This is a genomic window from Chitinophaga oryzae, from assembly GCF_012516375.2.
GTDB lineage: Bacteria > Bacteroidota > Bacteroidia > Chitinophagales > Chitinophagaceae > Chitinophaga > Chitinophaga oryzae.
In genome coordinates, this window is sequence record NZ_CP051204.2 from 7,828,194 (window position 1) to 7,854,484 (window position 26,291).

24 protein-coding genes and 2 tRNA genes are annotated in these 26,291 nt (G+C 48.9%); 11 read left to right on the top strand and 15 right to left on the bottom strand.

What is annotated here, in order from left to right; genetic code table 11:
* Positions 1–48: 48 nt before the first annotated feature.
* Positions 49–441: a winged helix-turn-helix transcriptional regulator gene (locus tag HF324_RS30985; RefSeq protein ID WP_168861582.1), complete on the top strand. Its 393-nt coding sequence runs from the start codon at positions 49–51 to the stop codon at positions 439–441.
* Here the strand turns inward: HF324_RS30985 and HF324_RS30990 are convergent.
* The 4 genes from HF324_RS30990 to HF324_RS31005 form a co-directional block, all read right to left on the bottom strand.
* Positions 416–3,469: a DEAD/DEAH box helicase gene (locus HF324_RS30990; protein WP_168861583.1), complete on the bottom strand. Its 3,054-nt coding sequence runs from the start codon at positions 3,467–3,469 to the stop codon at positions 416–418. The two genes, HF324_RS30985 and HF324_RS30990, sit on opposite strands and share 26 nt — an antisense overlap.
* A 274-nt stretch (positions 3,470–3,743) precedes the next feature.
* Positions 3,744–3,815 (bottom strand) — tRNA-Glu (locus tag HF324_RS30995).
* A 115-nt stretch (positions 3,816–3,930) separates the two neighbouring features.
* Entirely contained in the window at positions 3,931–4,614 is a 684-nt protein-coding gene (locus tag HF324_RS31000; RefSeq protein ID WP_168807422.1) for a DUF1345 domain-containing protein, read from the bottom strand.
* Positions 4,615–5,026: 412 nt separating this feature from the next.
* Positions 5,027–5,098, bottom strand: a tRNA-Glu gene (locus HF324_RS31005).
* A gap of 140 nt (positions 5,099–5,238) precedes the next feature.
* On the opposite strand from HF324_RS31005, the gene gap reads away from it, so the two are divergent.
* From gap to HF324_RS31020, 3 genes are all read left to right on the top strand, one after another.
* Positions 5,239–6,255, top strand: a complete 1,017-nt coding sequence (gene gap / locus HF324_RS31010) for a type I glyceraldehyde-3-phosphate dehydrogenase (protein ID WP_168807432.1) — start codon at positions 5,239–5,241, stop codon at positions 6,253–6,255.
* A 162-nt stretch (positions 6,256–6,417) separates the two neighbouring features.
* Positions 6,418–7,608, top strand: coding sequence for a phosphoglycerate kinase (locus HF324_RS31015; RefSeq protein ID WP_168861584.1), 1,191 nt, complete (start codon positions 6,418–6,420; stop codon positions 7,606–7,608).
* 93 nt (positions 7,609–7,701) lie between these two features.
* The gene (locus tag HF324_RS31020) at positions 7,702–9,114 is read left to right on the top strand and encodes a cation:proton antiporter domain-containing protein (RefSeq protein WP_168807436.1); all 1,413 of its coding nucleotides are present in this window, start codon (positions 7,702–7,704) and stop codon (positions 9,112–9,114) included.
* A 121-nt stretch (positions 9,115–9,235) separates the two neighbouring features.
* Here HF324_RS31020 and HF324_RS31025 read toward each other — a convergent pair whose 3' ends face one another.
* The 9 genes from HF324_RS31025 to HF324_RS31065 form a co-directional block, all read right to left on the bottom strand.
* Complete coding sequence (locus tag HF324_RS31025; RefSeq protein WP_168861585.1) at positions 9,236–10,513, bottom strand: lytic transglycosylase domain-containing protein; 1,278 nt, start codon at positions 10,511–10,513, stop codon at positions 9,236–9,238.
* Between the two features lie 10 nt (positions 10,514–10,523).
* Positions 10,524–11,969 carry an Asp-tRNA(Asn)/Glu-tRNA(Gln) amidotransferase subunit GatA gene (gene gatA / locus HF324_RS31030; protein WP_168861586.1) on the bottom strand — a complete coding sequence of 482 codons (1,446 nt, stop codon included), beginning with the start codon at positions 11,967–11,969 and terminating at the stop codon, positions 10,524–10,526.
* Between the two features lie 50 nt (positions 11,970–12,019).
* Complete coding sequence (locus HF324_RS31035; RefSeq protein WP_168807443.1) at positions 12,020–12,283, bottom strand: Sec-independent protein translocase subunit TatA/TatB; 264 nt, start codon at positions 12,281–12,283, stop codon at positions 12,020–12,022.
* Positions 12,284–12,449: 166 nt separating this feature from the next.
* A complete protein-coding gene (gene rplS / locus HF324_RS31040; protein ID WP_078670224.1) occupies positions 12,450–12,797 on the bottom strand; it encodes a 50S ribosomal protein L19 in 348 nt (115 codons plus the stop codon).
* A gap of 152 nt (positions 12,798–12,949) precedes the next feature.
* Positions 12,950–13,621, bottom strand: coding sequence for a tRNA (guanosine(37)-N1)-methyltransferase TrmD (gene trmD / locus HF324_RS31045; RefSeq protein ID WP_168807445.1), 672 nt, complete (start codon positions 13,619–13,621; stop codon positions 12,950–12,952).
* Positions 13,622–13,742: 121 nt separating this feature from the next.
* The gene (rimM, locus tag HF324_RS31050) at positions 13,743–14,321 is read right to left on the bottom strand and encodes a ribosome maturation factor RimM (RefSeq protein ID WP_246269331.1); all 579 of its coding nucleotides are present in this window, start codon (positions 14,319–14,321) and stop codon (positions 13,743–13,745) included.
* A 38-nt stretch (positions 14,322–14,359) separates the two neighbouring features.
* The gene (gene rpsP, locus HF324_RS33920; protein ID WP_078670222.1) at positions 14,360–14,818 is read right to left on the bottom strand and encodes a 30S ribosomal protein S16; all 459 of its coding nucleotides are present in this window, start codon (positions 14,816–14,818) and stop codon (positions 14,360–14,362) included.
* Positions 14,819–14,926: 108 nt separating this feature from the next.
* Entirely contained in the window at positions 14,927–16,252 is a 1,326-nt protein-coding gene (gene ffh / locus HF324_RS31060) for a signal recognition particle protein (RefSeq protein ID WP_168807447.1), read from the bottom strand.
* A gap of 437 nt (positions 16,253–16,689) precedes the next feature.
* The gene (locus HF324_RS31065; protein WP_078670220.1) at positions 16,690–17,556 is read right to left on the bottom strand and encodes a sigma-70 family RNA polymerase sigma factor; all 867 of its coding nucleotides are present in this window, start codon (positions 17,554–17,556) and stop codon (positions 16,690–16,692) included.
* 364 nt (positions 17,557–17,920) lie between these two features.
* Here HF324_RS31065 and HF324_RS31070 point away from each other — a divergent pair, with 364 nt between their 5' ends.
* Positions 17,921–18,301, top strand: a complete 381-nt coding sequence (locus HF324_RS31070; protein WP_078670219.1) for an START-like domain-containing protein — start codon at positions 17,921–17,923, stop codon at positions 18,299–18,301.
* On the opposite strand, the gene HF324_RS31075 is transcribed toward HF324_RS31070, so the two are convergent.
* On the bottom strand, positions 18,302–18,916 hold the full coding sequence (locus HF324_RS31075; protein ID WP_168861587.1) for a hypothetical protein: 615 nt from the start codon (positions 18,914–18,916) through the stop codon (positions 18,302–18,304).
* 248 nt (positions 18,917–19,164) lie between these two features.
* Between HF324_RS31075 and HF324_RS31080 the strand changes: the two genes are divergently transcribed.
* The 3 genes from HF324_RS31080 to HF324_RS31090 all read left to right on the top strand — a co-directional run bounded on the left by HF324_RS31080 (position 19,165) and on the right by HF324_RS31090 (position 23,032).
* Complete coding sequence (locus HF324_RS31080) at positions 19,165–20,622, top strand: LptF/LptG family permease (RefSeq protein WP_168807451.1); 1,458 nt, start codon at positions 19,165–19,167, stop codon at positions 20,620–20,622.
* Positions 20,623–20,633: 11 nt separating this feature from the next.
* Positions 20,634–21,305, top strand: coding sequence for a phosphatase PAP2 family protein (locus tag HF324_RS31085; RefSeq protein ID WP_168807453.1), 672 nt, complete (start codon positions 20,634–20,636; stop codon positions 21,303–21,305).
* Between the two features lie 215 nt (positions 21,306–21,520).
* The gene (locus HF324_RS31090; protein ID WP_168861588.1) at positions 21,521–23,032 is read left to right on the top strand and encodes an ArnT family glycosyltransferase; all 1,512 of its coding nucleotides are present in this window, start codon (positions 21,521–21,523) and stop codon (positions 23,030–23,032) included.
* A gap of 175 nt (positions 23,033–23,207) precedes the next feature.
* Here the strand turns inward: HF324_RS31090 and HF324_RS31095 are convergent, their stop codons facing one another.
* A complete protein-coding gene (locus HF324_RS31095; protein WP_168861589.1) occupies positions 23,208–23,933 on the bottom strand; it encodes a superoxide dismutase in 726 nt (241 codons plus the stop codon).
* Between the two features lie 86 nt (positions 23,934–24,019).
* On the opposite strand from HF324_RS31095, the gene HF324_RS31100 reads away from it, so the two are divergent.
* From HF324_RS31100 to HF324_RS31110, 3 genes are all read left to right on the top strand, one after another.
* Positions 24,020–24,316 carry a hypothetical protein gene (locus tag HF324_RS31100; RefSeq protein ID WP_168807459.1) on the top strand — a complete coding sequence of 99 codons (297 nt, stop codon included), beginning with the start codon at positions 24,020–24,022 and terminating at the stop codon, positions 24,314–24,316.
* A 113-nt stretch (positions 24,317–24,429) separates the two neighbouring features.
* Positions 24,430–25,152 carry a hypothetical protein gene (locus tag HF324_RS31105; protein WP_168807461.1) on the top strand — a complete coding sequence of 241 codons (723 nt, stop codon included), beginning with the start codon at positions 24,430–24,432 and terminating at the stop codon, positions 25,150–25,152.
* A gap of 18 nt (positions 25,153–25,170) precedes the next feature.
* A complete protein-coding gene (locus HF324_RS31110) occupies positions 25,171–26,289 on the top strand; it encodes a ThiF family adenylyltransferase (protein ID WP_168807463.1) in 1,119 nt (372 codons plus the stop codon).
* Positions 26,290–26,291: the final 2 nt, after the last annotated feature.

Below are 26,291 nucleotides of genomic sequence, written 5' to 3' on the forward strand. Positions count from 1 at the left end.
TGGGGGAATTGATATAACTTTGTAACCAGTATAACTGAGTATACCAGTATGACGGATAAAAAAAGACTGAAGGAAATAGCCGAAACCCTGAATAATTCCCGCAGTCAGAAGGATGAGCTGCAGGCGTTGCAGGATACGATTTATGTGATCGGCGGGAAATGGCGGCTGCCTATTATCAATTCCATCTGCAACGGCAACCATCGTTTCAGGGAGATAGAGCGCAGCATTCCCGGCATTACCACCCGGATGTTGTCGAGGGAACTGAAAGAGATGGAAGCCAATCAGCTGGTCAAAAGAACAGTGACGCCGACCGTTCCGGTGACCGTAGAATATACGGCTACCGGCTATTGCCGCACTTTTGGAGATATTATCCTGGAGATGATCAAATGGGGGAAAGCACACCGGAAGAAGATCATCAGGGGTGGGGAGGAAAAGAACTAGCTTCCTGGCCGATGGTCATCGGCTTTTCAGTAAGCCATTTAATGTAACGGTATAATTGTCCGGAAGGCGTAGTATCGCTTTTCGTCAATATTTCTTTATTCCCGAACAGCACAAAGGCATCCTTAGCCCTGGATACTGCTACGTTTAGCATATTTACCCCGCGGTCAAAAAAGTACCCCTTCTTTATATCGTTGCTACCGTAGGTGGCAGAAAATAAAATCACCGGGCGCTCCGCTCCCTGCAGTGCATGTACAGTACCGATGGTGAGCCCGGAGAGGTCCACTCCTGATTTCCGAAGCGTTTTGGACAATTCATATTTCTGGCCGGTGAATGGAGTGATAATGCCTATAACATCCGCCAGCCGAAGTGTTTTAGCCACCCGCTTTTCTCTGTTTGCAGCAGCATTTTCTATCTCCTGGTAATAGCTGATAATCTGTTGCTGATGGGTTAAAACCCAGGAGGCAATTGCAACGGCTTCTTCCTGATTGGCCTTACTGGTCCCTCTTGCTTCAGAAATGCCGCTGACAGCATGAAACTGCATAGGCGCGAATAATATATCTTTTGCCGGACCTTTTTTGGGCTCCAATAAACCATGATAAGCAAGTTTGTTGCAGTAGGTTATAATTTCATCAAAACATCGCCTGTGTTCTGTTAGCATCATTCCACGCTCCATGTCCTGATACATTTGATAAGGCGTCGCCTTCTGGGCCAGTTTCATAATACTACCGGAGCTGCTCAGGAAGCCTTTCGTCAGAAGTTCGCCAATTGCATACTGATCATTGATATCTGATATCACACGGGAGCGGAACAAATTGGCATGGTCCACCTTCGCCGGTACGTTCCATACAGGCTCTATCTGTAGGGTATCTCCTACCACTACTGCTTTCCGGGCCAGCGCAAAAGTAGCCGCGCCCACTTCCGGAGATACCTGCCCGGCCTCATCAACAATAAGGAGATCAATAAAAGCAGTTAATGGCGGTGTGTCCCAAACACTTTTCGATCCACTTCCTTTAATTAGCTTTGAGTAAGTAAAAAACTTCGGCGCCATAAAAAAAGTGGAAACAAAGCAGGGACTCAACATGGCAAAGCGCTGCCAGCGCTTTGCTGCATCGGCTGTTCCGTTTCTGTGAATACGGTCTTCCGCAATAACTTCCTGTGTGGCCAGTATCCATCTGCCCTCCCAATAATGGATGGCGAGATAAAACAAATCGTATTTCAAACCCATTTCCAACTCGTCGTAGAAGAATGACTGCCGGTTTCGTTCAGCTGCCTTAAACCCTTCGTCATCGGCAGGCGGGTTTGCCTGTATATGGCAGGCTTTCTTCCACTGGTTCCAGGCTTGTGCATACTTCCTGATCTGTTGTATCAGTTTAAGTCTTTCATTAAAAAAATGATGGAAAGAGCCTATGTTGTAAAAGTCCACTGCATCGTAGTTTAGCGGACACCCGCGAAACAAATACGATAACCGGAAGGCTCTTTTTTCTTTTACAAACCGCAGGAACCCAAAGAGCTTTATCCAAACAGATTCTTTGTCCAGGTAATCAACGATCTGCTGTTCGAGCGCTCTCACAGCAGATTCAATTTGCGCTAATTGCGCTTCATTCAGTGTATTGTACTGAAACAAACTGATATCAGCCTCCGGCGCTAACTTTTCGATCAGGGCCGAAATTCTTTTATATTGTTGCCATAGTTGTATGCCTTCTTCAAGCTGCTTCTCTTTCTCTTTCAGTTTGCTCCGCAGCAGCAGGGTAATTTCCTGAACGCTTAAGCCCTTTTGTGCCATACAACGTTCAAAATTATCAACATATTGAAGTTCAGCGGTTGCGAGATAGGAGACATTTTCCTTATCGATATGTGCGCCGGCTAATCTTCCGGCTATACGTTTAAGATGCGGAATGCTTTGCGCTACCTTCTTTCCCTGCGCCGGAAGATAAAGGCCAAACCCCTTAATACCCGGCAGCCAGCGTTCATACAGCAGTCCGGGCTTTTGTGTGATGCCGGAAAAACTATCGATAATATTGGTAACAGCCTGGTTATTGGTAGAACAGGCGAGGATTACAGCGGGCGCTTCTCCTTTGAGGGCGCTTTGTACGACTTCATTCGCCACCACGCTTTGCAGCAAAGTAGTTTTGCCAGTGCCTGGAGGACCGTTTACCGCCAGGATTTCACCATTATCGAGTGTTTGTAAATGATATAAAGACTTTCGTTGGGATACGGATAACGGATAGGCATAAGCCATCTGCCCCAGATGGCGGACCGATGCCTGCTCAAAATTATCCGCCGCCAGTAACGGCCGCTGGCCGGCATCAGCTTTATCAGCCAGCCGCTCCAATACTGCAGGCACTTCTTTTTCCCGGATCAGATAGTCGTATAATTTTATAATCCCGTCTGCTGCGCTGGTTAATGGTTCATAAGCGACCATGGTATAGGAAAACTCCACGGTATGTCTTTCTGCGGAATATTGCCAAATGGATACTCCGGTAATTTTTCTGAACACTTCTTCCAGGTATTTGCGGTAACTGTTCCATTTGCCGTCATTCATAAAGGGCATGGCAAAGGCGGCGTCGACTGTATCTACGTCCGAAAAAACGAAGTTTACCGCTTCATTTACCTGAGGCTCCAGATGCGGACGGGGAATGTAAGGGAAAGTGTCATCGTGGGTCTTTAAATTCCCTTCTCTGTTTACCGCAGCCCTTATCCAGAATGGATAACTAACATCCGGTTCTCCTGAATACCTGGTATATTCAGGATCAGGACTTACACGGAAAGGCGCTATAAGGATATTCGTTTCATCCAGGTACTCCCATTCCGGATCGTCTTTGCTCTTTCGTCCCTTTATATCATTCAGCTGTTCTTCCGCTTTATCAATCAGCACAGCTGCTTGTTCTGCTGAAACACTTCCCTTTACGAAATCAACCACTGCCTTGTACTGATGGGGGGATTTCTCCACCGGGATCTCCACACGGGATGCGTCCGCAAGGGAGCTTCGCCAGTATGCAAGCAGTTGTATATGTTCATTATTTGCCAAAGTGCAGATTGATTTTGGAGTATCAGTTTAAGATGAGGGCGAACAATTGTACGTGGTGCCTGATTATTTTGAGCGGGGGTACGTTTGTTCCTGATAATTTGGGTTACTACAGCACGAAAACTTATTTACGCACTGAACGAATATAACAATAAACCGGCGGGTAATCAAATGAGGTGTCAACGATTGTGCATTCACGACCCGGGCATTGTGAAGAAAGAGCGGGATGTTATCGTCAGAAAAAGAAAAAGCCTGCAAAATTTGCAGGCTTTTTTTGTACCACGTACGGGAATCGAACCCGTGATTCCTCCGTGAAAGGGAGGCGTCTTAACCCCTTGACCAACGCGGCATTTCCGTTTTGGGATTGCAAAGATAGGGAATAGTTTTACATCACAAAATTTTTTTTGAATTTATTTTTCGGGAGATGATTGACAGGATAAACAGCTGCTTTTTTGAGGAGCATTTTATTTATGAATCAGCCCGGCGATCAGGTTGATCGTCAACGCCATCACAAATGTATTGAGCAGATAGGATAATAATCCATGTATCAGCACGGTGCGTCTGATGGCGCGGCTGCCGATCTCCACATCCGATACCTGGAAAGTCATTCCGATCACAAAGGAAAAGTAGGCGAAGTCCACGTAGTCAGGATATTTCTCCTGCGGGAAATTTAGTCCGCCGGCGTGACGGTTGCTGTCATGCACATCGTCATCATAAAACAGGTGGGCGTAGTGGAAGCTGTAGGTGGTGTGTACCAATGCCCAGGAAGATAATATCCCCACAATCGCCACCGGCAGGTAGATACCCGGTTTCTCCGGCTCGTCAGACACCATCAGCAATGCCACGATGATCATGCTGGCAAAGGAAGACACGAGGAGAAAGATGGTCACGAAAGTTCGTCCGCCGTCATCCTCCCGGGCCCATGCGCGAATTTCAGGCACCTTGCGCCACACAAACACCAGCCAGGCGATGCCGATATAGGAAAGGGCGAAAACGTCCCATAAAAGCACGGAAAGCACCAACGGACTGATAGTGATACGACACACTTGCAATATTGCCCACACGAGTGCCGTGAGCCCCAGGCTGATCATACTGCGCTGTAAAGGATAGAGACGGATGACATCTTTAAGCTTTCTCCGTTTTGCCATAAGATTTGCGGATTTGAGGTATGTGCAATTAAAAATAACATTTATAGCGCAGTATTTTATCAGCAGCCATCATCCCATGCGGTGTTGATATCATTTCCCATGCTTCACCCGAAAGGCCAGGCAGCCATTTCGAACCCGGAGTCGCAACCGGATGAGGACCATTAGGTTCAGTTTCCGCCCGTTTTTGCTTCCGTTTGAATTTTTATCCGTTAAAAAAAAGCAGGAGAATTACCGGGTTTCATGGCAACGATGAAGAATTGAAAAAACTTTATGCAGAATGTTATTGATCGTGGAAACCAGAAAATACGTTCACTGAAAAAATGCCGCAGCACCCAAACATCAAAAAGTGGAAACATATATATCCACCTGGTATAAAACAAAAAACCGGTCATTGAGACCGGTTTTTACTTCGTACCACGTACGGGAATCGAACCCGTGATTCCTCCGTGAAAGGGAGGCGTCTTAACCCCTTGACCAACGCGGCGTATCGTTTTGGGATTGCAAAAGTACATTATTGTTTTATATTTCCAAAATAATTTTTGATAACTCAAATTTATATTGATTAATAAACGCATTGATTGTAAATTCGCTCTCGATTTTTTCATACTCAAATCACGACAAAAAATGGGAACTACTCTCAAAATTGGTATTAATGGATTCGGCCGTATCGGTCGTTTGGTATACCGCCAGATTTACAAAATGCCCGGCATTGATGTGGTAGCTATCAATGACCTTACCAGCCCAACCGTGCTGGCGCATTTGCTGAAATATGATTCAGCGCAGGGTAGGTTTGATGCAGAAGTTAAACATTCCGAGAACGCAATTAATGTGAACGGCGAAGATGTGAAGATATATGCACAAAGAGACCCCTCTCAAATTCCCTGGAAAGAGCACGACATTGACGTAGTGATTGAGTGCACCGGCTTCTTTGCTGATAAAGACAAAGCTGCTGCGCACATCACCGCTGGCGCTAAGAGAGTTGTAATTTCCGCTCCTGCTACCGGTGATCTGAAAACCATCGTGTTCAACGTAAACCACGAACTGCTGGACGGCACTGAAACGGTTATCTCCTGCGCTTCCTGCACCACCAACTGCCTGGCTCCTATGGCCAAAGTACTGCAGGACAAGTACGGTATCGTTACCGGCCTGATGACCACCGTTCACGCTTACACCAACGACCAGAACACCCTCGATGCTCCGCATCCGAAAGGTGACCTGCGCCGTGCCCGCGCTGCTGCCGCCAACATCGTTCCGAACAGCACCGGTGCTGCAAAAGCTATCGGCCTGGTACTGCCTGAACTGAAAGGCAAACTGGACGGTAACGCACAGCGTGTGCCTACCATCACCGGCTCTCTCACTGAGCTGACGACCATCCTCAGCAAAAAAGTAACTGCTGAAGAAGTGAATGCAGCGATGAAAGCAGCTTCCAACGAATCTTTCGGTTACACTGAAGATGAAATCGTAAGCTCCGACATCATCGGTATCCACTACGGTTCCCTGTTCGACGCTACCCAGACTAAAGTAATGACCGTTGGTGATCATCAGCTGGTTAAAACCGTGTCCTGGTACGACAACGAAATGAGCTACGTATCTCAGCTGGTTCGTACTGTGAAGTACTTCGCCGGCCTGATCAGCAAATAATCAGATCGTATCCCCGGCAGTCGCTGCCGGGGATACTTTTTACATTCCGCGGAACAACTACACCATAGCAGCAGCCAGGCCAGATCATTTTGGTTGAAACTCGCTTTGTGCTGTTGGCCCGCGGTTTTTTTATGGCTAAATCCTTCTCTTAAATCGCTACATATGAGCAAATTCTCCGACTATCATTTCAACGGCCGTAAAGCCCTGGTCCGCGTGGACTTCAACGTTCCCCTGAACGATAAGTTCGAAATCACGGACGACACCCGCATGCGCGCTGCCGTTCCTACCATCAGGAAAATCCTCAAAGATGGCGGCGCTGTCATCCTGATGTCCCACCTCGGCCGCCCGAAAGATGGTCCTACCGATAAATATTCTTTGAAACACCTCGTATACCATCTCATTTCCCTGCTGGACGGCGCTACCGTTAAATTTGCAGAAGACTGCACCGGCCCCGTAGCCGAAAAAGCCGCTGCCGACCTGCAAATGGGCGAAGTGCTCCTGCTGGAAAACCTGCGTTTCCACAAAGCAGAAGAGAAAGGCGATGCCTCCTTCGCTGAACAGCTGGCTAAACTGGGCAACGTGTATGTCAACGATGCCTTCGGCACCGCCCACCGCGCACACGCCTCCACAGCGGTTATCGCACAGTTCTTCGCTCAGCCGGACCGCATGTTCGGCCTCCTCATGGAAGCGGAAGTGTCCAACGCGGAGAAAGTACTCAACAACGCCACCGCCCCTTTCACTGCCATCCTCGGCGGCGCTAAAGTGAGCGACAAAATACTGATCATCGAAACACTGATGGACCGCGCCAATAACATCATCATCGGCGGCGGTATGGCTTATACCTTCCTCAAGGCGCAAGGCAAGGAAATAGGCAACTCCCTCTGTGAAAATGATAAACTGGACCTCGCCAATGAACTGCTGGACAAAGCCCGCACCAAAGGCGTTAAGCTGATCCTGCCGGTAGATTCTGTTGCGGCGGACAAATTCGCTGCCGATGCCGCCACCCAGGTGGTGTCCAACGATAATATCCCCGCCGGCTGGATGGGCCTCGATATCGGACCCGCTTCCGTAGCCATCTTCAGCGAAACCATCCAGGCATCCAAAACCATCCTGTGGAACGGTCCTATGGGCGTTTTCGAAATGGAAGCGTTCCAGAAAGGAACCAAAGGCGTTGCGGACGCTATCGTGCTGGCCACTGCACAGGGAGCGTTCTCCCTCGTGGGCGGCGGTGACTCCGTAGCGGCGGTTAACCAGTTCGGACTGGCCGACAAGGTAAGCTACGTGTCCACCGGCGGCGGCGCTATGCTGGAATTCTTCGAAGGCAAAATACTGCCCGGCATCGCAGCCATCTGATTGTAATATCTATCAAACATTACAGCATTACGGATTTGCAGGGGAAGCTTCTACCAACTCTGCAAGTCCGTATTTACTTTTACAAATCACCTTATGAAAAAACGCCTCCTCCTCTACCCTGCCATCATCGGTGTGTTTGGGATACTGATATGGGTGATCCTCGAACAGGGAAGGCTGCTGCCGGTAAAACAGCTCCTGCCCGTTGCCGCCACCCCGCCGGCCACACCAGCCGCTGCCAGCAACTGGTGGCAGTACTTCGACAACCTGAAACACCCCCTGGCCCTGCTGCTGTTGCAGATCATCGCCATCATGCTGGTAGCCCGCCTGTTTGGCATACTGGCCAATAAAATAAAGCAGCCGGCGGTGGTAGGAGAAATCATCGCAGGCGTATTGCTGGGCCCCTCCCTCCTCGGATGGACCATGCCCTCCCTTTCCGCTTTCCTCTTTCCGGCAGAGTCTCTAAAGACACTTCAGTTCCTCAGCCAGATAGGCCTCGCCTTTTTTATGTTCATTGTAGGCATGGAGCTGGACATCAGCAAAATCCGGAACAAAGCGCACGACGCCGTTATGATCAGTCATGCAAGCATCGTCGTGCCCTTTTTCCTGGGCGTATGGCTGGCTTATTACCTTTTTACCACCTTCGCGCCGGCAGGTGTCAGCTTCCTCGCTTTTGCGCTGTTTATGGGCATCGCTATGAGCATTACGGCCTTCCCGGTGCTGGCCCGTATCGTACAGGAAAGAAAGCTTACCGGCACACCGCTGGGCACCATGGCCATCACCTGCGCCGCCGCGGATGATGTGACCGCCTGGTGTATACTGGCGGTAGTAGTGGCGATCGTAAAAGCAGGAGGACTGGTCAGCGCACTGATTACCATTGTGCTGTCCATTGTTTTTGTAGCGGCAGTGCTGCTGCTGGTAAGGCCCTGGCTGGCCCGTACGGTGAACCGCCACATGTCCCGCGGACGCCAGAAAGCAGCCATTTCTGCGGTGTTCCTCACCCTGCTGCTCTCTGCCCTCGCTGCGGAAGTGATCGGCATACATGCCCTCTTCGGCGCCTTCCTGGCAGGCGTTATCATGCCACAGGAAGCAGGCGTCAAACAACTGCTGACGGATAAACTGGAAGATGTGAGCGTACTGCTGCTGTTACCGATATTTTTTGTGTTTACCGGCTTGCGTACCCAGATCGGCCTGCTGAATGAAAGCCACCTCTGGGTGGTATGCGGGATGATCATGCTGGTGGCCGTAGCCGGTAAATTTGGAGGCAGCACCCTTACCGCCCGGCTCATGGGACAATCATGGCGCCAGTCTGTGTCGATCGGCGCGCTGATGAACACCCGCGGCCTGATGGAGCTGGTAGTGCTCAATATCGGGTACGATCTCGGCATCCTGTCGCCCGAAATATTTGCCATGATGGTGCTGATGGCGCTGGCCACCACTTTTATGACCGGCCCACTGCTGGACCTCGTGGCTTTCAGTGAAAGAAAGAAAGGCCTGCTGGCAGTATAGTTTCCCGGACTATAACGCCTTGGGTGATGCGTACCTGCAAACGATCCGGCAGATCATAAATAAAAAACCCGTGCAGGTAATACCGCACGGGTTTTTTATTTTCTTTTATCTGCAGAAGGAACTACTTTTTACGGGTAGTGGTCTTCTTTTTGGTCGTTTGTTTTTTTGCAGCAGTATATTTTTTAGCGCTGCTGTGCTTCCTGGTGCTGGTGGCGGTAGCCGCTTTCTTGGCAGGCGCCGTTTTCGCTGCAGGCATTTTAGCCGGAGGCGGGAACTTGGATTTGTCCACTCCTACTGCTTTATCATCCAGTGTCATCTGAACGGACTCTTTCAGCATCTCGTCTTTTTCAGCGAGGAACAGCTTCATTTTCTCTTTCGGGATGCGCAGATCGTAATTGTTTTCTGCGCTGGCCATTGCTTTGGCAAAGCCCGGGTTATAGCGGTCCAGTTCAGCTACAGACATCTCCAGTTTTTTGGCGATGGCTTCCAGGCGGTATTTGCCGGTCACGTTGATTTCCACGCTGCCGAAGATCTCGTCTTCTGTCAGCGGGCCTCTGGCCACAGCGGCGGTAGCAGCTGCAGGAGCGGCCGTATTTTCCGCTACAGGCATACCAGGTTCGTCGCTCACACCGAAGAAGTTGTTGAACCGATCCAGGATGTAACCGGTAGCAATGAATTTATACACATGGTTACGGGATTCTGCAGGCAGGAAATATTGCATGCCCCAGAAATCTTCACGACCGCTGGCCTTCATGGCGCGTTGTACGCCACCGGGACCGCAGTTGTAAGCCGCTACTACCAGCAACCAGTCGTCAAACTGCTCGTACAGTTTGTTCAGGTACTGGGCCGCAGCCATAGTGGATTTGTAAAAGTCTTTCCGTTCATCTACTTTTTTACCTACGTTCAGACCGAAGATGCGGGCGGTACCGGCCATAAACTGCCAGGCGCCAACGGCTCCTACCCTGGAACGTGCGTTGGTATTAAAGCTGGATTCGATAACAGCGAGATATTTCATCTCTTCCGGGATACCGTGTTCACGGAAGATTTTCTCTACCATGGCGAAATAAGGCTGACCTCTTTCCACCATGATCTGAAGATGCTGGCTGTACCGGGTAGCGTAGTTGTTTACATAACCGGCTACCAGGTTGTTGTTGATCTGTTCGTATACTTTAGCGCTGCGAATGGTGTTCGGCAGGCTCTGGGCAGCTTTCTTCACTGCCATGGTGGTGGGAGTAGGCGCTACAGAGTCCTTCGGCAAATGTACTTTGCGGAATTTCACTGTAGTGTCGGGCGAGACCCAGGGTAACGCCGTCTCTTTAGGTACGCTGTTGCTACCCATTACCTCCACACTTCCTAAACTCAATGCTGGCAACAGCAATAGTAAAAAGATTTTTCTCATACAATTTATTTTAAACAATCGATGCCCTGTCAGTTGCCATCAGCTGATGAGCAATTTGTAACAAGGCCGCTTCGTCAAACTTCTTTGTGATGATCTGTACACCGTATGGCATTCCGTTTGAATGCCGGCCCAACGGCACTGAAATGGCCGGGACCCCTGCCAGATTCGCCAGTACCGTGTATATATCAGCCAGGTACATGGCAATCGGGTCTTCTGTCTTCTCGCCTAATTTAAAAGCTGTCGACGGCACCGTTGGCATTAAAATGGCGTCGAATTCTTCCAGTATCTCGTTTAGCTTGTCTGTAACTATTCTTCTTACCTGTTGTGCCTTCGTATAGTAAGCATCGTAATAACCCGCACTCAATACAAAAGTCCCGAGTAATATACGACGTTTTACTTCTATACCAAACCCTTCTGACCTGTTTTTTTTGTAAAAATCGACCAGTTCAAGGTTCTTCTCACTGGTCCGGTGCCCGAATCTGACCCCGTCATAACGCGACAGGTTGGAGGATGCTTCCGCGGTTGTCAGCACATAATAGGCAGGAACGACATAGTCAAGGTAGTCAAAACCTTTACCGGTAACGGTATGTCCTGCTGCTACAAGGCTTTCAAAGAGGTCTATATAGCCATCCTTCATTTCAGCGTCCAATCCTTCATGGTACTGGGCATCTCTTAAATACGCAAATCTGTAGCTTTTATTGTGCGACAGGTATTGCTGGTAATCAGGGACTTCCCGCTGGGCTGCTGTGCTATCAAACTCATCCGGTCCTGCGATCACCTGCAGAACCGCCGCCACATCAGCAATTTCCTTGCCGAAAATGCCTATCTGATCAAAAGATGACGCATAGGCGAGCAGGCCATGGCGGGAGATGCGGCCGTAAGTAGGCTTCAGCCCGATGATACCGCAGAAATCCGCCGGTTGGCGAACTGAGCCGCCGGTATCGCTGCCCAGACTTACCAGGCAAAGGTCTGCCTGCACTGCTACGGCAGAGCCTCCTGATGAACCGCCCGGCACCCGGGTGTTGTCCAACGCATTCAGGGTAGGCCCGTAAGCCGAATTTTCATTGGTAGATCCCATGGCGAATTCATCGCAGTTGAGATTACCAATGATAACAGCATCTGCAGCCAGCAACCGTTCCACGGCTGTAGCCGAATAAATGGAGGTAAACCCTTCCAGGATCTTGGAAGCGGCGCCTACATGATGGCCTTTATAGCAGATCACATCTTTAATACCTACCACCACGCCTGCCAGCGCGCCTACCGGTTGACCGTTTTTGATCCGTTCATCCAGTTCCCGCGCTTTTTCCAGGGCTTCCTCCTCATACACTTCCAGGAAGGCATTCAAATGTTTTAGCTGCGCTATCCGGTCGAGATACGCACGTACCTGGTCCGTACAGCTTGTACTGCCGGCGTATAATGCTTTATGAAAAGAAGCAATACTGCTGAATTCAGTCAAAGCTAAATCAGTTAAAATATTAAAATCAGGGACAGTTATGTTACGCCGGATTATGCGTTGTGTTGAGCATCAGTTGGCTTAGTGTCGGTAGTAGCGGGCTGCACAGGCTTTTCCCTCATACCTTCTTCAATTTCCTGGCGCACATTGTTTTTGGCGTCATTAAACTCACGGATACCTTTACCCAATCCCCGCATCAGTTCAGGGATCTTTTTGCCACCGAACAGCAGTAATACCACAACGGCAATCAACAGCAGTTCAGACATGCCAATATCCTGGAGAATCAAAAATGATGATTTTACAAAAACAGCAGTCATCTTCTCAAATGTTTGTTTAAGTTATCTAAGTCAACAAAGATAGCTTATAAAATCCGCTTTTTCACCCGTCGGAGTTGTTAAAAACACAGATTTAATAGCATTTTAAGCACACGAAAAAAGCGGAGCCATGCGGCCCCGCCTGTAACTAATTTCCCTGTATTTTATACTAAACCCTTTTTTCTTTGATACGGGCTTTCTTACCGGCACGTTCACGCAGGTAATAAAGTTTCGCTCTTCTTACTTTACCTACCTTGTTCAATACGATAGCATCGATATGAGGAGAGTAAAGCGGGAACAGTCTTTCCACACCAATACCGTCAGAAATTTTTCTAACAGTGAAAGACGCAGTAAACCCTGTACCCTGGATTTTCACCACATCACCTTTAAAGGACTGAATCCTTTCTTTATTACCTTCCACGATTTTATAATTGACAGTGACGTTGTCGCCTGCTTTAAACTTAGGGTACTGTTTTTTAGCTGTCAGTTGTTCGTGAACAAACGAAATTGCGTTCATCTTTCAAATATTTATGGGAGTGCAAAAGTAAAACAAGAATTGGCATTTACCAAATTAAATCGCGAATAAATGTTGAGATTATCCACCTTTTTTCCGGATTTGCCTGTGGAAAACACAGACATGGCTGATTCTGTTATTTTTAAGTAGTTAATTTACAACAAGTCAGGGCGGCGGGCCTGTGTCCTTTCCACTGCCTGTTGATGCCGCCATTCCTCAATTTTTTTATGGTCGCCGCTCAGCAGCACATCGGGTACTTTCCAGCCGCGGAACTCCACGGGCCGGGTATATACCGGCGGTGCCAGCAGATTGTCCTGGAAAGAATCGAACAGGGCGCTGGTTTCATCGTTCAGCACGCCGGGCAGCAACCGCCCGATGGCATCCACGAGCACTGCCGCACCCAATTCCCCGCCGGACAGCACATAGTCGCCGATAGAGATCTCTTTCGTAATGAAATGGTCCCGGATACGCTGGTCAATGCCTTTGTAGTGCCCGCACAGCATAAGCAGGTTGCCTTTGAGCGACAGCTGGTTGGCCATCCGCTGGTTCAGCGTTTCCCCGTCAGGCGTCAGATAGATGATTTCATCATACTTCACTTTGGCCTGCAGCGATTCTATGGCGTTGACGATCGGTTCCAGCATCATGACCATGCCGGCGCCTCCGCCAAACTGATAATCGTCGACCTGGTTATGTTTCAGGCTGGAATAGGCCCTTAACGGGTGTACATGTACCTCCAGCATTCCCTTCGCCTGTGCCCGTTTCATGATGGAATGGGACAGCGGGCTTTCGAGGAGCTCCGGCAGTACTGTAATGATATCTATCCGCATAAGTGATATTGCTTTTTTCCGGGACTAAAGCCCCAGGCGCGGCTAAAACCCGGGTTAGGACCGGGTATTCAGCCTTTTGGATATTGTTCTCAACCATCAGCCCGGTCATTTCCGGGCCGGTTTATTGATTTGTATATAGTTCTACCAGCCCTTCCGGCAGATCGAGGTGTACCACCTGTTTTTTGCGGTCCACTTTCACGAGTGACTGCTCGTTGACTGGCAGGAGGGCTTCTTTTCCCTGGATCTGCACCTTTACCAGCACCTGCATTGGCATTTCGATGACTTCCTCTATTGTGCCCAGCAGACCATGGTGAGCGTCTTCGACGGTGTAGCCGAGCAGCGCCAGCGGTGAGGAAGAGGCCGTTTGCGCCTTAAAATCTTCTTCCTGGAGATATATCTGCCCGGGCAGCAGCTTTTGCGCCGCCTCCTTGGAATCCACCCCTTCGAGGCGGATGTAGATATGCGCTGCGTCTTTTACCGTCGCCTGCTGCAGGAAATAGGGGATAAAGCTGTTTTTCCTTTCTTCCAGGAAAATAGCGGTAACGCCTTTGAGGGCGGATCTTTTGCCGAGGCTGTGCCGTACCAGCAATTCGCCCTGTAATCCGTGCGCAGACACCAGTTTTCCTATACTGAAATAATTATTCATCATATTGAGCGTGCCCTGCCATGAAATTAAAAAAGGAAATATTTGCGAATGCAAACATTTCCTTTTTCAGGTATTGTTAAAACGTTGCCGTTTTATGCTTCTGTACCTTCTCCTTCTGCGGGTGCGGATGGAGCAGCAGGAGTGTCTTCAACCTTTCTTACGATCGGAGCAGCTACTCTTGCTTTTCTGTGACCGTCGCGACGGGCAGATACTTTCTGTTCGTGTTCAGCTTGCCATTGTGCAAATTTCTGGTAAGCAGTAGGCTCGTCGAACAGGTTCAGGGTAACACCTCTTAACAGGTGTTTCAAATACAATACACCTTTGAAAGACAGGATCCGTCTAACAGTGTCGGTAGGCTGAGCGCCTTTCTGCAACCAACGCAATGCTTTTTCAGTATCGATGTTGATGGAAGCCGGAACTGTTAATGGATTGTAAGTACCAATTTTCTGGATGAATTTACCATCCCTGGGAGCGCGAGCGTCGGCTACTACGATAAAATAGAAAGGCCTCTTCTTTGCGCCATGTCTCTGCAGTCTGATTTTTACTGGCATAAATAAGTCGAGTTATTTTTTGCGAGTTAGGAAATATTGTTTAATTAGGGATGCAAATGTAACCTTCTAATTGGTATTTGCAAAAAAAAGTTTGCGGAGCGAAATATTTTATTTCACCAGCCCTCTCAGCCCCTTGCCACCAGCGCCGAACTTATTCATCATTTTCATCATCTGGCGCATTTGTTCGAACTGTTTCATGAACTGGTTCACGTCCTGGATATTTTTACCGCTGCCTTTGGCGATGCGTTTGCGGCGGCTGCCGTCGATGAGGTCGGGGTTACCGCGTTCATCGGGTGTCATGGAGTTGATCATGGCTTCGATGCCCTTGAAGGCGTCGTCGCTGATATCGAGGTCCTTTACGGCTTTGCCCACACCGGGGATCATGCCCATCAGGTCCTTCAGGTTACCCATTTTTTTGATTTGCTGGAGTTGTTCCCGGAAATCGTCGAAATCGAACTGGTTCTGGCGGATCTTTTTCTCCAGCTTTTTAGCCTGCTCTTCGTTGAACTGGGCCTGTGCGCGTTCCACGAGGGTGGTGATATCGCCCATGCCGAGGATACGCTGTGCCATACGCTCCGGATAGAACACGTCGAGGGTGTCCATCTTTTCGCCCATGCTCACGAATTTGATCGGCTTGGTCACGGTGTAGCGGATGGTGAGGGCCGCACCGCCGCGGGTATCACCGTCGAGTTTGGTGAGCACCACGCCGGTAAAGTCCAGCCGGTCGTTAAACGCCTTGGCGGTGTTCACCGCATCCTGGCCGGTCATGGAGTCTACCACGAACAGCACTTCCTGTGGCTTCACGGCGTTTTTCACGTTGGCCACCTCGGTCATCATCACCTCATCCACGGCCAGGCGGCCGGCGGTATCGATGATGATGATGTTATTGCCATTGGCTTTGGCGTGTTTGACCGCATTCTCTGCGATCTGCACGGCATTTTTATTTTCAGGCTCGCTATACACTTCCACCCCGATCTGTTCGCCCAGCACCTTCAGCTGGTCGATCGCTGCCGGACGGTAGATATCTGCCGCCACCAGCAACGGTTTCTTGCTTTTCTTGGTTTTGAGGAAGTTGGCCAGTTTACCGGAGAAAGTGGTTTTACCGGAGCCCTGCAAACCAGCGATGAGTATAATGGAGGGAGATGTTTTGATATCAATTTCCGCTTCGGTGCCGCCCATCAGCTCGGCCAGTTCGTCTTTCACGATCTTTACCATGAGCTGTCCGGGAGAGATGGCGGTCAGCACCTTTTCTCCCATGGCTTTATCCTTTACTTTATCAGTAAATTCCTTGGCTATTTTATAGTTCACGTCTGCATCCACCAGTGCACGGCGGATTTCCTTCACGGTACTGGCGATATTGATTTCTGAAATACGGCCTTCCCCTTTAAGCTGCTTAAACGCGGAATCTAATCTCTCTGATAATGATTCAAACATTGTTGATATTTTAAACGGACAGCAAAATTATTGTTTTTGGGTGACTTTTCAATTACGAATTACGGATTACGAATTACGAATTGGGGGTTCCTGATGCGCCTGATGGCGCAGGGACGCTGGCCGGAGCCCGGAAAGCGAAGATAACAGCATGTCTCAGACAAGGTACCAAAGATGAACTACCAAAGTTGAACTACCAAAGAAAGAAAAATTTACTGGCAGTGTGCCACAGATAGAATACCACAAAATACCACAGACAAGGTATCACAGAAAGCATACCACAGACAGGGCCCAAAAAAAGCGGAGATGATGGAGCCTCCCCCATTACCTCCGCTCAAAGCGTTTATTATCCAACAAATTCAATATAATTAAAATAAAAATACACCCACCTGGCATCAGCAGGCATCCTGGCGCCCCACCAATTCGTAATTCGTAATTGACTAACCCAGGTAATTCCGGAGTAATTTGCTCCTGGAGGTAGTCCTTAGCTTAGTGATAGCTTTGTCTTTGATCTGGCGTACCCTTTCGCGGGTGAGGCCGAATTTTTCCCCGATATCTTCGAGCGACATGGGATGTTCCACAGCGATACCGAAATACAGCATGATCACATCTTTCTGGCGGTCTGTGAGGGTAGACAGGGACCTTTCAATTTCCCGGCGAAGGGAGTCGTGATGGTCCAGTTCCTCGTCAGCGCTGACGGCGTTTGGATTTTCGAGCACGTCCAGCAGGGAATTGTCTTCCCCGTCGATAAACGGCGCGTCCATAGAAACGTGGCGGGCGGCTACGCCGAGGGTGGCTTCCACTTCATCGGTGTTGATTTCGAGGATGGTGGCCAGCTCATCGGGTGACGGCTCCCTTTCAAACTCCTGTTCCAGCTGGGAATATGCCTTGCTGATCTTGTTGCTGAGGCCCACTTTGTTGAGTGGCAGCCTTACGATCCTGGACTGTTCGGCCAGTGCCTGCAGGATGGACTGACGGATCCACCATACGGCGTAGGAAATGAATTTAAAACCGCGTGTTTCATCAAAACGTTGAGCAGCTTTAATTAACCCCAGGTTGCCCTCGTTGATCAGGTCGCTGAGTGACAGACCCTGGTTCTGATACTGTTTGGCAACGGATACCACAAAGCGGAGATTAGCTTTAGTCAGCTTTTCCAACGCTCTTTGATCGCCCTGCTTGATGCGGATAGCGAGGTTTACCTCTTCTTCCGGCGTAATTAAATCCACCTTCCCAATCTCCTGCAAGTACTTCTCGAGGGACTGAGATTCCCTGTTGGTAATGGATTTAGTGATTTTAAGTTGGCGCATTGACATAGAGTCGGAACAGTTACAGGTTAAGAAAAAGTTAAGATTTGATGAATGCCTGACAAAAATAACTTTTTTTAGAAGCCGACCAAAAAAAATCTGTCGTTTTTAAATCATTTCCAAATAAAATCGATTGATCTTTAAGAGCTTATTATTTTCCCGCTAAACCCGCTACCGGTACGACATCTGCCGGAAGCATCAGAGAGAGCGCATTTATAAATAGTAAAATATTATAATATTTTTAAAATGTATAAGGTGTTCATACATTCTTCAGATTAATTAAAAAAAAACCGTAAATTATTTTGACAGAATAAAATATTTTCTATAATTGCAACCTGATGATATTGATTTACTAATTATTTGAGAGATGTCTAAGAAAGTGCTTTACGAGTTGGAATTCCCGGTTAGGTGCTCCCCCGGTATCCTATACGAATTCCTGTCAACCCCCGCTGGTTTGCAGGAATGGTTCGCAGACAGGGTAGACTTCAGGGACAATGTATTTTCCTTTTCCTGGAATGGCAGTTCTGAAGAAGCAGAAATACTGGAACAGGAGGAAGACGAATTTATCAGGTTCCACTGGCTCCATGCCCCGAAGGAGGAGTTCTTTGAATTCCGCATTCAAATTTCAGAAGTCACCAATATGACCATTTTGGTTGTGAAAGACTTCGCTGACAAGAGAGAGATTAAAGACCAAAGCCAACTTTGGGAATCCCAGGTAAAAGATCTGTTCCATCGGATAGGAAACTAATCACGGCCTTTTCACCGTCAATTCATTGAGTAGGGTCGCATAAGCCTCCACTATATCAGTAATTATTTCTCCCCAGCGTTCCAATGCAAACGGTTTCGCCAGTTTAATGAAATTTTTCCGGCCAACCAGCCTTTTCCATTCTGCTAAACTCATATCACCTATGGACCGGTAATTTCCGTTTTCAAAGTCATGTTCCCAGGGATCGTCCGGCAGGTACACCTGAAACCCGGCAGCCGCCAGTGGCTCATAAGCCGCCATTAGCGACGCCTCAAACTGCTTTTTGACCATCCCCGCCAGGTGCAGGGTGTAGCTGAAATAATGCCCCCACCAGAACATGCTGCGGAAAGCAAACACGTCGGTTTTACTGAAATACCGCGGATAATCCAGTATTACCCACGGCAGTGACTTATACTGCTCCCCTTTCGAAATTTTAGGCCCTTGTTGCAGCCATACCGGTTCAAATGGGAAACCGGCCGCCGCATCCCATGCCGCCAGCGCTTCCTGTAACTGTCCCATTAACAACATCACCTTCTCTATCGCCCTGTTTTTCAGCTCCATGACCCGTGGCGTAAATACAATGGCTGCCTCTTCTGCTGTCAGATAAAAATTTTCCATATAATTTAACGGTATTTTCAGGGATGCTTTAACACTCCTTTGTGAAATCGTACTACCTTTGCTCGCAAAGTGGCAAAGTAAGCAAAGAACGCCAAGAAGTTGACATATTACACCAACCAGCCGGTGTAAACGCAACATCCTTTCAAACCGGGTTTACCAATAAGCCTGTACGTTTGGCCCTTTTGTCAGCATTCATTGCGTTCATTGCTTACTTTGTTTCTTTGCGAGAAAAAAATCAGGCATTATCAGTGAAGAAACTCGATAAATTAATTATTAGAACATTCCTGGGCCCCTTTGTGGCGACCTTCTTTGTGACGCTTTTTGTGCTGGTAATGCAGTTTCTCTGGAAATATGTGGACGACCTGGTAGGAAAAGGACTGGACACAATGGTGATCGTGCAACTGATCGCTTATACCAGCGCCACGCTGGTGACGCTCGCCCTCCCCCTGGCCGTGCTGCTGTCGTCTATCATGACCTTCGGCAACCTCGGAGAGAGCTTTGAACTGGTAGCCCTGAAATCAGCCGGAATTTCCCTGCTGCGTTTCATCCGGCCCCTCCTGGTGGTGTGCAGCATCATCGGGGTCCTGGCATTCCTGTTTGCCAACTATGTGATCCCCGTCGCCAACCTGCAGGCCAAATCCCTGCTGTACGACATCACCTACTCCAAACCGGCCTTCAACATCAAGGCGGGCGTATTTTACCGTGATATCCCCGGCTATACCATCAAGGTGGCCCAGAAAGATAAAGACAACCAGACCATCCATCAGGTAATGATCTTCGATCATTCCACCGGCGGTGGCGGCGGCGACAAAGTCATTCTCGCCGAAAAAGGCCAGATGGTGCTCACCGCCAACAAACGTTTCCTTTACTTCATCCTCGAAAATGGCTGGCGATATGAGGAAAAAGGCAACAACGGCTATTCCGTTCCCGGCGACATGATCCGCTTCAGCTTTAAAAAATACTCCAAGGCCTTCGACCTCAGCTCTTTCGCCTTTAACCGGCTGAATACGGACCTCTTTGCCTCCAACCAGCAGATGCTCAATATCCGGCAGCTGGACCTGGCCATTGACTCCCTGCAGAAATCCCAAAATATTTTCGCACGCACCGTCAACGCCTATGTGACGGTACGTTTTCCCTTCTTCAAATGGAAGGATTCCGCCTGGGCGGCTACCGCGCCGCCGCTGCAGGTGAAGGATTTTGAAGAAATCGTCCCGGAAAAGAGCCGCCGCAATGTGCTGGACAGGGCAGAACAAAGCGTACGGGAAACGTTAAGCTCCCTTGAGGCCCCTACCAAAGAATATTCTGACAAGCACAGCGTTATATTAATGCATAAAGTGGAGTGGCAGCGTAAGTTTACCCTCGCCGCAGCCTGTGTGGTGATGTTCCTGATCGGCGCCCCGCTGGGCTCCATTATCCGTAAGGGAGGCCTGGGCACCCCGCTGGTGTTTGCCGTGATCTTCTTTGTGATCTTCAATATATTTTTCATGATCGGGGAAAAGATGGCCCGCAGCGGAGTGATGTTCACCTGGTCGGGGATGTGGCTGTCAAATATCGTCCTGGTACCGATCGCCGGCTTTTTAATTTATAAAGCCATGAATGATTCCAACTTATTCAATAAAGAATTTTATTTTCGCATATATCAAAAAATAAAAAAGTTCTTACAAAAGTTTAGACGTAACAAGTTTAAAAAGCAACCTACAATTTAAAACCTACAGATTTGAAAACGCTGTTTACACTGTTCAGAAAGAATGCATATTTCTTTCTGCCCTTCCTGCTATGGCTTATAGTAGGGGGAGTAATGCTGGCAACCTACAGTCAACGTGAGTTATTTCTGGGTATCAACGGAGAGCACTCAACGGTTGGAGATGTGTTGGTCACCGGGATCACTTATCTCGGCGATGGTATCATGTTTAGCTTAATCCTGTTGCTGATGCTGCTTATGCAGAAGTTCAGGGTATTCTTCATTGGTCTGGCAGTATTTCTGCTGGCAGTCGTTGTAGTACAGGTAGCTAAACACTATTTTAATGCGCCCAGGCCCATCAGCTATTTTGGTGATGAAGCCGCCACGCTGGTACATACGGTAAAGTGGGTTACGGTGCATGGCAGCTGCAGCTTCCCTTCAGGGCACTCTGCAGGGGCTTTTGCCATGTTCAGTTTCCTGTCGGTATGGCTGCGCAATAAAAAGCTGGGATTGCTGTTTATTGTATTAGCACTGACAGCAGGCTATTCCCGCATTTACCTGGCACAACACTTTTTCGCTGACGTTTACGTAGGCAGCATCGTAGGGACCCTTAGCACTGTTATTGTATGTGGGTTCTTCAGATTCAGGGACTCCGCCACTTCTCCGGAAGTATGTGCGGAAGCCGTTGTAAACGCCAACGCGGCGTAAATCCTGTAAATTTTTCAAAGGAGCAAAGTTCGCAAAGCACCTTTGCGGATTTTGCTCCTTTACTTTTTTAGCGAGCCGTAATGCTTATTTTTATAAACCGTTATAATGAAATACCTGTTGATTGCCCTTGTGGCAGCCCTGTTATTTATACCTTTTCTGGGGCTGTACACCTTTTTGACTGGGACGAGATAAACTTTGCAGAAGCAGCCCGGGAAATGATTGTGAGCCATAACTACAGTCAGGTACAAATCGATTTCCGGCCTTTCTGGGAAAAACCGCCCCTGTTTATCTGGATGCAGGCCGGCAGCATGCTGCTCTTTGGCGTCAATGACTTCGCGGCCCGTTTTCCGAATGCAATCATTGGTATCGCTACCCTGCTGAGCCTCTACGCTATCGGTAAAAAACTGGCGGACGAGAAAATGGGCATCTGGTGGGCCCTGGTATACGCCGGCTCCTGGCTCCCCCACTTCTATTTCAAGTCAGGTATTATCGACCCTACTTTCAACTACTTCATTTTCCTCGCCATCTATTTCGCCTACCGGATCGCCTATAGCGAAAAATCTTACCGTATGGCCATGCTGAGCGGCTTTTTCCTCGGCCTGGCGGTACTGACCAAAGGACCTGTGGCCATTCTTGTGTCTATGCTCACCCTCCTGGTGTACTGGCTCTGGAATAAGTTCCGCATTGGTATTAAACTGGCGCATCTGGGCCTAATTGCCCTTTTTGCGTCTATCACCACCCTGCTTTGGTTTGGTTATGAAATCATCGCCCATGGCTGGTGGTTTGTCAATGAATTTGTGGCTTACCAGATCCGCCTGCTCACCACCGAAGATGCCGGTCACGGCGGCCCGTTCTTCTACCACTGGGTAGTACTCCTGATTGGTTGTTTCCCGGCCAGCATCTTCCTGTTTTCGTATATCCGCGGCAGGAAAAAGACGATCTACGGGCAACCGGCAGCGACCGAACAGAAAGATTTCAAAGTGTGGATGTGGGTATTGTTCTGGGTGGTGCTCATCCTGTTTTCCATCGTGAAAACCAAGATCGTGCATTATTCTTCCCTGTGTTATTTCCCGCTGTCCTACCTGGCAGCTTACCAGGTATATAAACTGTCCAACGGCAAACTTCGCCTCCGCGGCTGGAACATTGCGCTGCTGTGCGTGATCGGCGTTGTGCTGGGCATTGCCATCGCGGCATTGCCGCTGGTGGGCGTATACAAAGACAAGCTGATTCCTTATATCGGCGATAAATTCGCAGTGGCCAACCTGCAGGCGCAGGTATCCTGGTCTGTAGCGGAAACCGGCTACGGCATCGCCTATATCATCCTGGTGATCGTCAGCGCCGTGTTACTGTCCCGCCAGAAAATCACCAATGGACTGCTATGCCTGTTTCTCAGCACCATTTTGATCATACAGGTGACGGTGGTACATTTTGTGCCCAAAGTAGAACGTTATTCCCAGGGCGCGGCCATCGACTTCTTTATTTCGCTGCAGGGAAAGGATGTGTATGTGAAAGCGCTCGGCTACCACAGCTATGCGCAGCATTACTATTCACGGGAGCAGCCCCATAGCAATAAAAACTATTATAATACCGACTGGCTGCTGAACGGCGCAATTGATAAACCCGCCTATTTCATTTGCCGGATTACCGACAGCGAGGAATTCGTTCATCATCCGAACCTTGAAGTGATTGGAGAAAAGAACGGATTTGTGTTCCTTAAACGCAAGTAATCACGCAAAGGCGCTAAGCAGCAAAGCGCGCAAAGATTTTTAAGATTAATAAGAAAGCAAAGGAGCGAAGACCAACTCGAATTGGTCTTCGCTCCTTTGCTTTCTTTGTGTTCTTAATTTTATTTCTTTGCGCGCTTTGCTGCTTAGCGCCTTTGCGTGAAGCTTTGCGTGAAACTTACGCGTTGTTGTAGCGTTTTTCCACCTCCTCCCAGTTCACCACGTTCCAGAAGGCATTGATGTAGTCCGGGCGTTTGTTCTGGTATTTCAGGTAGTAAGCGTGCTCCCATACGTCGAGTGCGAGGATGGGCGTACCTTTTTCCTTTACGATGTTATGCATGAGCGGATTGTCCTGGTTAGGCGTGTTGATCACGGACAGTTTTTTGCCCGGGCCAACGATCAGCCATGCCCAACCGGAGCCGAACTGTGTTTTACCCGCGTCGTTGAATTTCTCCTGGAACTTCTCAAAGGAGCCGAAGTGGCTATTGATGGCTGCTTTCAGCTTATCGGACGGTGTTGTTTTTTTAGGAGACAATATGGTCCAGAACAGGGAGTGGTTGTAATGGCCGCCGCCGTTGTTACGGATGGCTTTATCTTTATCCGTCACCTTACGCAGTATTTCCCCGAGCGACAGGGTAGCGAATGCGGTGTCCTTTATCGCTTCGTTAAGGTTTTTCACATAGGCGCCATGGTGCTTGTCATGATGTATTTCCATCGTCATTTTATCGATATGAGGTTCCAGGGCGTCATAAGCATAAGGCAATGGCGGTACCACAAAAGGGGCCTTCGGATCGTCTGAGCTGGTTTTCACGGAAGTAACGGGCATGGCCAGGCTGCTGAGAGGGCCGCTGAGCGCTGCTACGCCAGCCAGGCTGGTCAGTTTTATGAATTCTCTTTTGTTCATATTAAAAGAATTGAAATTTGTTTATAGAAATAACACAGATACAAATCTAATTGTAAAGGGAATTCAATGCAGCAAAATTTACACCAATGAAAGCGGTGATTGTCACCCTTAAAATATTTACAGATACTTATACGATTGAATACCAGTACCCGACATCCGGCGTGTTTAGCATTTATTCAAAAAACGGGACTTTCTTTATGGATTATTCTGGAAATAATACTATTTTACCATTACCTTCATGTGAAGATGTAGAGCTTTTTAATCTTTTTCAACAAATGGAACTATTTATCCCGGGAGATGCTAACTGCGGAAATAGAAATGCAATCCCTGCTAGAATGGCCAACGATACTATGCTGCTTACACCCGCCATTGTAACAGCGTAGTGAGAAAGCGGTAGCTTTTTTGCTGATATGCTTATTTAAAACACCGAATATTTTTTTAAGGGCCACCCGACCCTGGCTAACTAAACTAAAAAAAACTTAAAGCATTCCCATACATGCTCAAGGTAAGAGTATTCAAGGCGATCGAATATCCCGAAGAATGTTTGCAATATATTGCAGGACATCGGAAAGTGCTGGAGGCATATGGTGTTACGAAAGTTACCTCTGCCAACGTGGACTGGATGTACGAACCTTATACCTACATTATTACCGTGAGCAATGACGACTATACCAAAACGTATGGGGGATGCCGGATACAACTCGCCGGCGGGAGCGTTCCGCTTCCCATTGAAAGCGCCATCAACAGTATGGACCCCAGGATATACGATATCGTAAAGGAGCTGGCCGCAGCAGGCGGCACAGGGGAATTCTGCGGCCTGTGGAATTCCAGGGAGGTAGCCGGCTGGGGAATTGGCAGCATCGTCCTTTTCAGGGTGGTGAACGCCGTATTGAACCAGTTGCCCGTCAGCACTTTCCTGGGCTTCTGTGCACAGACGACCTTCCGTAACAGTATACGTACCGGGTATCAGATTATGACCAATATCGGCAACCAGGGCACTTTTTATTACCCCAAGGAAGACCTGATCGCCACTGCGCTCATACTGAACGACCCCCTGGAACTGAAGAGCGCTCACCCGGAGGACCGGGAAAGAATGATGAGTTTACGCAACAATCCGGTGCAAACGATTGTAGAAAAAGGGCCCAAGGGAGAGATGCAGGTCGACTATGACCTGAGGATCATGTCGGCAGCCACGAGTGACCTGCCGCTATCCCGGTAGCAATAAATAAACTTAACAATGAACAACGTACTTGTAGATGCCATAGCAACGAGCCAACAACAATCATCAGAAAGGGAAGTAAGGTTTTTCAGGTTACAGGACCCCGCACAGCTGGAAGCCCTCACCCAGTTGATTACCCAGCAACCCGGTATCCGGGTCTTCGACGAAATACAGCCTCAGCTGGCAGAGCTTATCCGCCTTCAGCACCCGGCAGAAAGATTATCCGAAACAGCCATCGCCGAAAAAGTAGCCGCTCATCTGGGCAACACACCGCCAGCCGCTTATGGCGTATGGGTATACTACCCCTGGTCCGGCCGCGTGGTGCATATACTCGACGAAGCCGAATTCGTATTGCTGCGCACCAGCCGCAATCAGCATAAAATCACGGAAGCAGAGCGAAAAGTCCTGCAAACCAAAAAAATAGGCGTCATCGGCCTCTCCGTAGGACAGTCCGTAGCGCTGGCACTCGCCATAGAAAGGCTGTGCGGAGAACTCCGTATAGCCGACTTTGACAAGCTCGATCTCAGTAACATGAACCGCATCCGGACAGGGGTTCATCATGTGGGTATCCTGAAAACCGTTTTGGTTGCCCGGGAAATTGCGGAAATCGATCCTTTTCTGCAGGTCCGCTGTTATGATAATGGTATTTCTGAAGATAATATTGACGCTTTTCTGACCGAAGGGGGCCGGCTGGACATCCTGGTGGAAGAATGCGACGGCCTGGATATCAAGGTGCTGGCCCGCCAGCGTGCCAGAGCAATGCATATACCCGTGGTAATGGATACCAGCGACCGGGGCATGGTGGATGTAGAGCGGTTTGATCTGCAACATGATTTACCTATATTGCATGGACGTATACCGGAAGATATCACCGCCGCCCGGATCCGAAACATGCAGGGACCGGAAAGGATGCAACTGGTAGACCGTATCGTTAATTTCAATGCCATGTCAACCAAAATGCAAGCCTCCCTCGCGGAGATAGGTAAGACTATTACCACCTGGCCCCAACTGGCTTCGGCAGTAATGCTGGGAGGCGCCGCTATCGCCCATGTATGCCGGGAAGTGGGGCTGAACAGGGAAATAGCCTCCGGCCGTTACTACGTAGACCTGGAACAGATTTTTAATCACGATAAATGATC

What these genes read in the sequence shown, in the direction of transcription:
- HF324_RS31110 (WP_168807463.1), top strand. Translation starts at nt 25,171, where the DNA reads ATGAACAACGTACTTGTAGATGCCATAGCAACGAGCCAACAACAATCA.
- HF324_RS31070 (WP_078670219.1), top strand. Translation starts at nt 17,921, where the DNA reads ATGTCTAAGAAAGTGCTTTACGAGTTGGAATTCCCGGTTAGGTGCTCC.
- gap (WP_168807432.1), top strand. Translation starts at nt 5,239, where the DNA reads ATGGGAACTACTCTCAAAATTGGTATTAATGGATTCGGCCGTATCGGT.
- HF324_RS31000 (WP_168807422.1), bottom strand. Translation starts at nt 4,614, where the DNA reads ATGGCAAAACGGAGAAAGCTTAAAGATGTCATCCGTCTCTATCCTTTA.
- HF324_RS31105 (WP_168807461.1), top strand. Translation starts at nt 24,430, where the DNA reads ATGCTCAAGGTAAGAGTATTCAAGGCGATCGAATATCCCGAAGAATGT.
- HF324_RS31025 (WP_168861585.1), bottom strand. Translation starts at nt 10,513, where the DNA reads ATGAGAAAAATCTTTTTACTATTGCTGTTGCCAGCATTGAGTTTAGGA.
- HF324_RS31065 (WP_078670220.1), bottom strand. Translation starts at nt 17,556, where the DNA reads ATGCGCCAACTTAAAATCACTAAATCCATTACCAACAGGGAATCTCAG.
- rplS (WP_078670224.1), bottom strand. Translation starts at nt 12,797, where the DNA reads ATGAACGCAATTTCGTTTGTTCACGAACAACTGACAGCTAAAAAACAG.
- HF324_RS30985 (WP_168861582.1), top strand. Translation starts at nt 49, where the DNA reads ATGACGGATAAAAAAAGACTGAAGGAAATAGCCGAAACCCTGAATAAT.
- HF324_RS31035 (WP_168807443.1), bottom strand. Translation starts at nt 12,283, where the DNA reads ATGACTGCTGTTTTTGTAAAATCATCATTTTTGATTCTCCAGGATATT.
- trmD (WP_168807445.1), bottom strand. Translation starts at nt 13,621, where the DNA reads ATGCGGATAGATATCATTACAGTACTGCCGGAGCTCCTCGAAAGCCCG.
- ffh (WP_168807447.1), bottom strand. Translation starts at nt 16,252, where the DNA reads ATGTTTGAATCATTATCAGAGAGATTAGATTCCGCGTTTAAGCAGCTT.
- HF324_RS31100 (WP_168807459.1), top strand. Translation starts at nt 24,020, where the DNA reads ATGAAAGCGGTGATTGTCACCCTTAAAATATTTACAGATACTTATACG.
- HF324_RS31075 (WP_168861587.1), bottom strand. Translation starts at nt 18,916, where the DNA reads ATGGAAAATTTTTATCTGACAGCAGAAGAGGCAGCCATTGTATTTACG.
- HF324_RS31020 (WP_168807436.1), top strand. Translation starts at nt 7,702, where the DNA reads ATGAAAAAACGCCTCCTCCTCTACCCTGCCATCATCGGTGTGTTTGGG.
- HF324_RS31090 (WP_168861588.1), top strand. Translation starts at nt 21,521, where the DNA reads ATGATTGTGAGCCATAACTACAGTCAGGTACAAATCGATTTCCGGCCT.
- HF324_RS31095 (WP_168861589.1), bottom strand. Translation starts at nt 23,933, where the DNA reads ATGAACAAAAGAGAATTCATAAAACTGACCAGCCTGGCTGGCGTAGCA.
- HF324_RS31015 (WP_168861584.1), top strand. Translation starts at nt 6,418, where the DNA reads ATGAGCAAATTCTCCGACTATCATTTCAACGGCCGTAAAGCCCTGGTC.
- rpsP (WP_078670222.1), bottom strand. Translation starts at nt 14,818, where the DNA reads ATGCCAGTAAAAATCAGACTGCAGAGACATGGCGCAAAGAAGAGGCCT.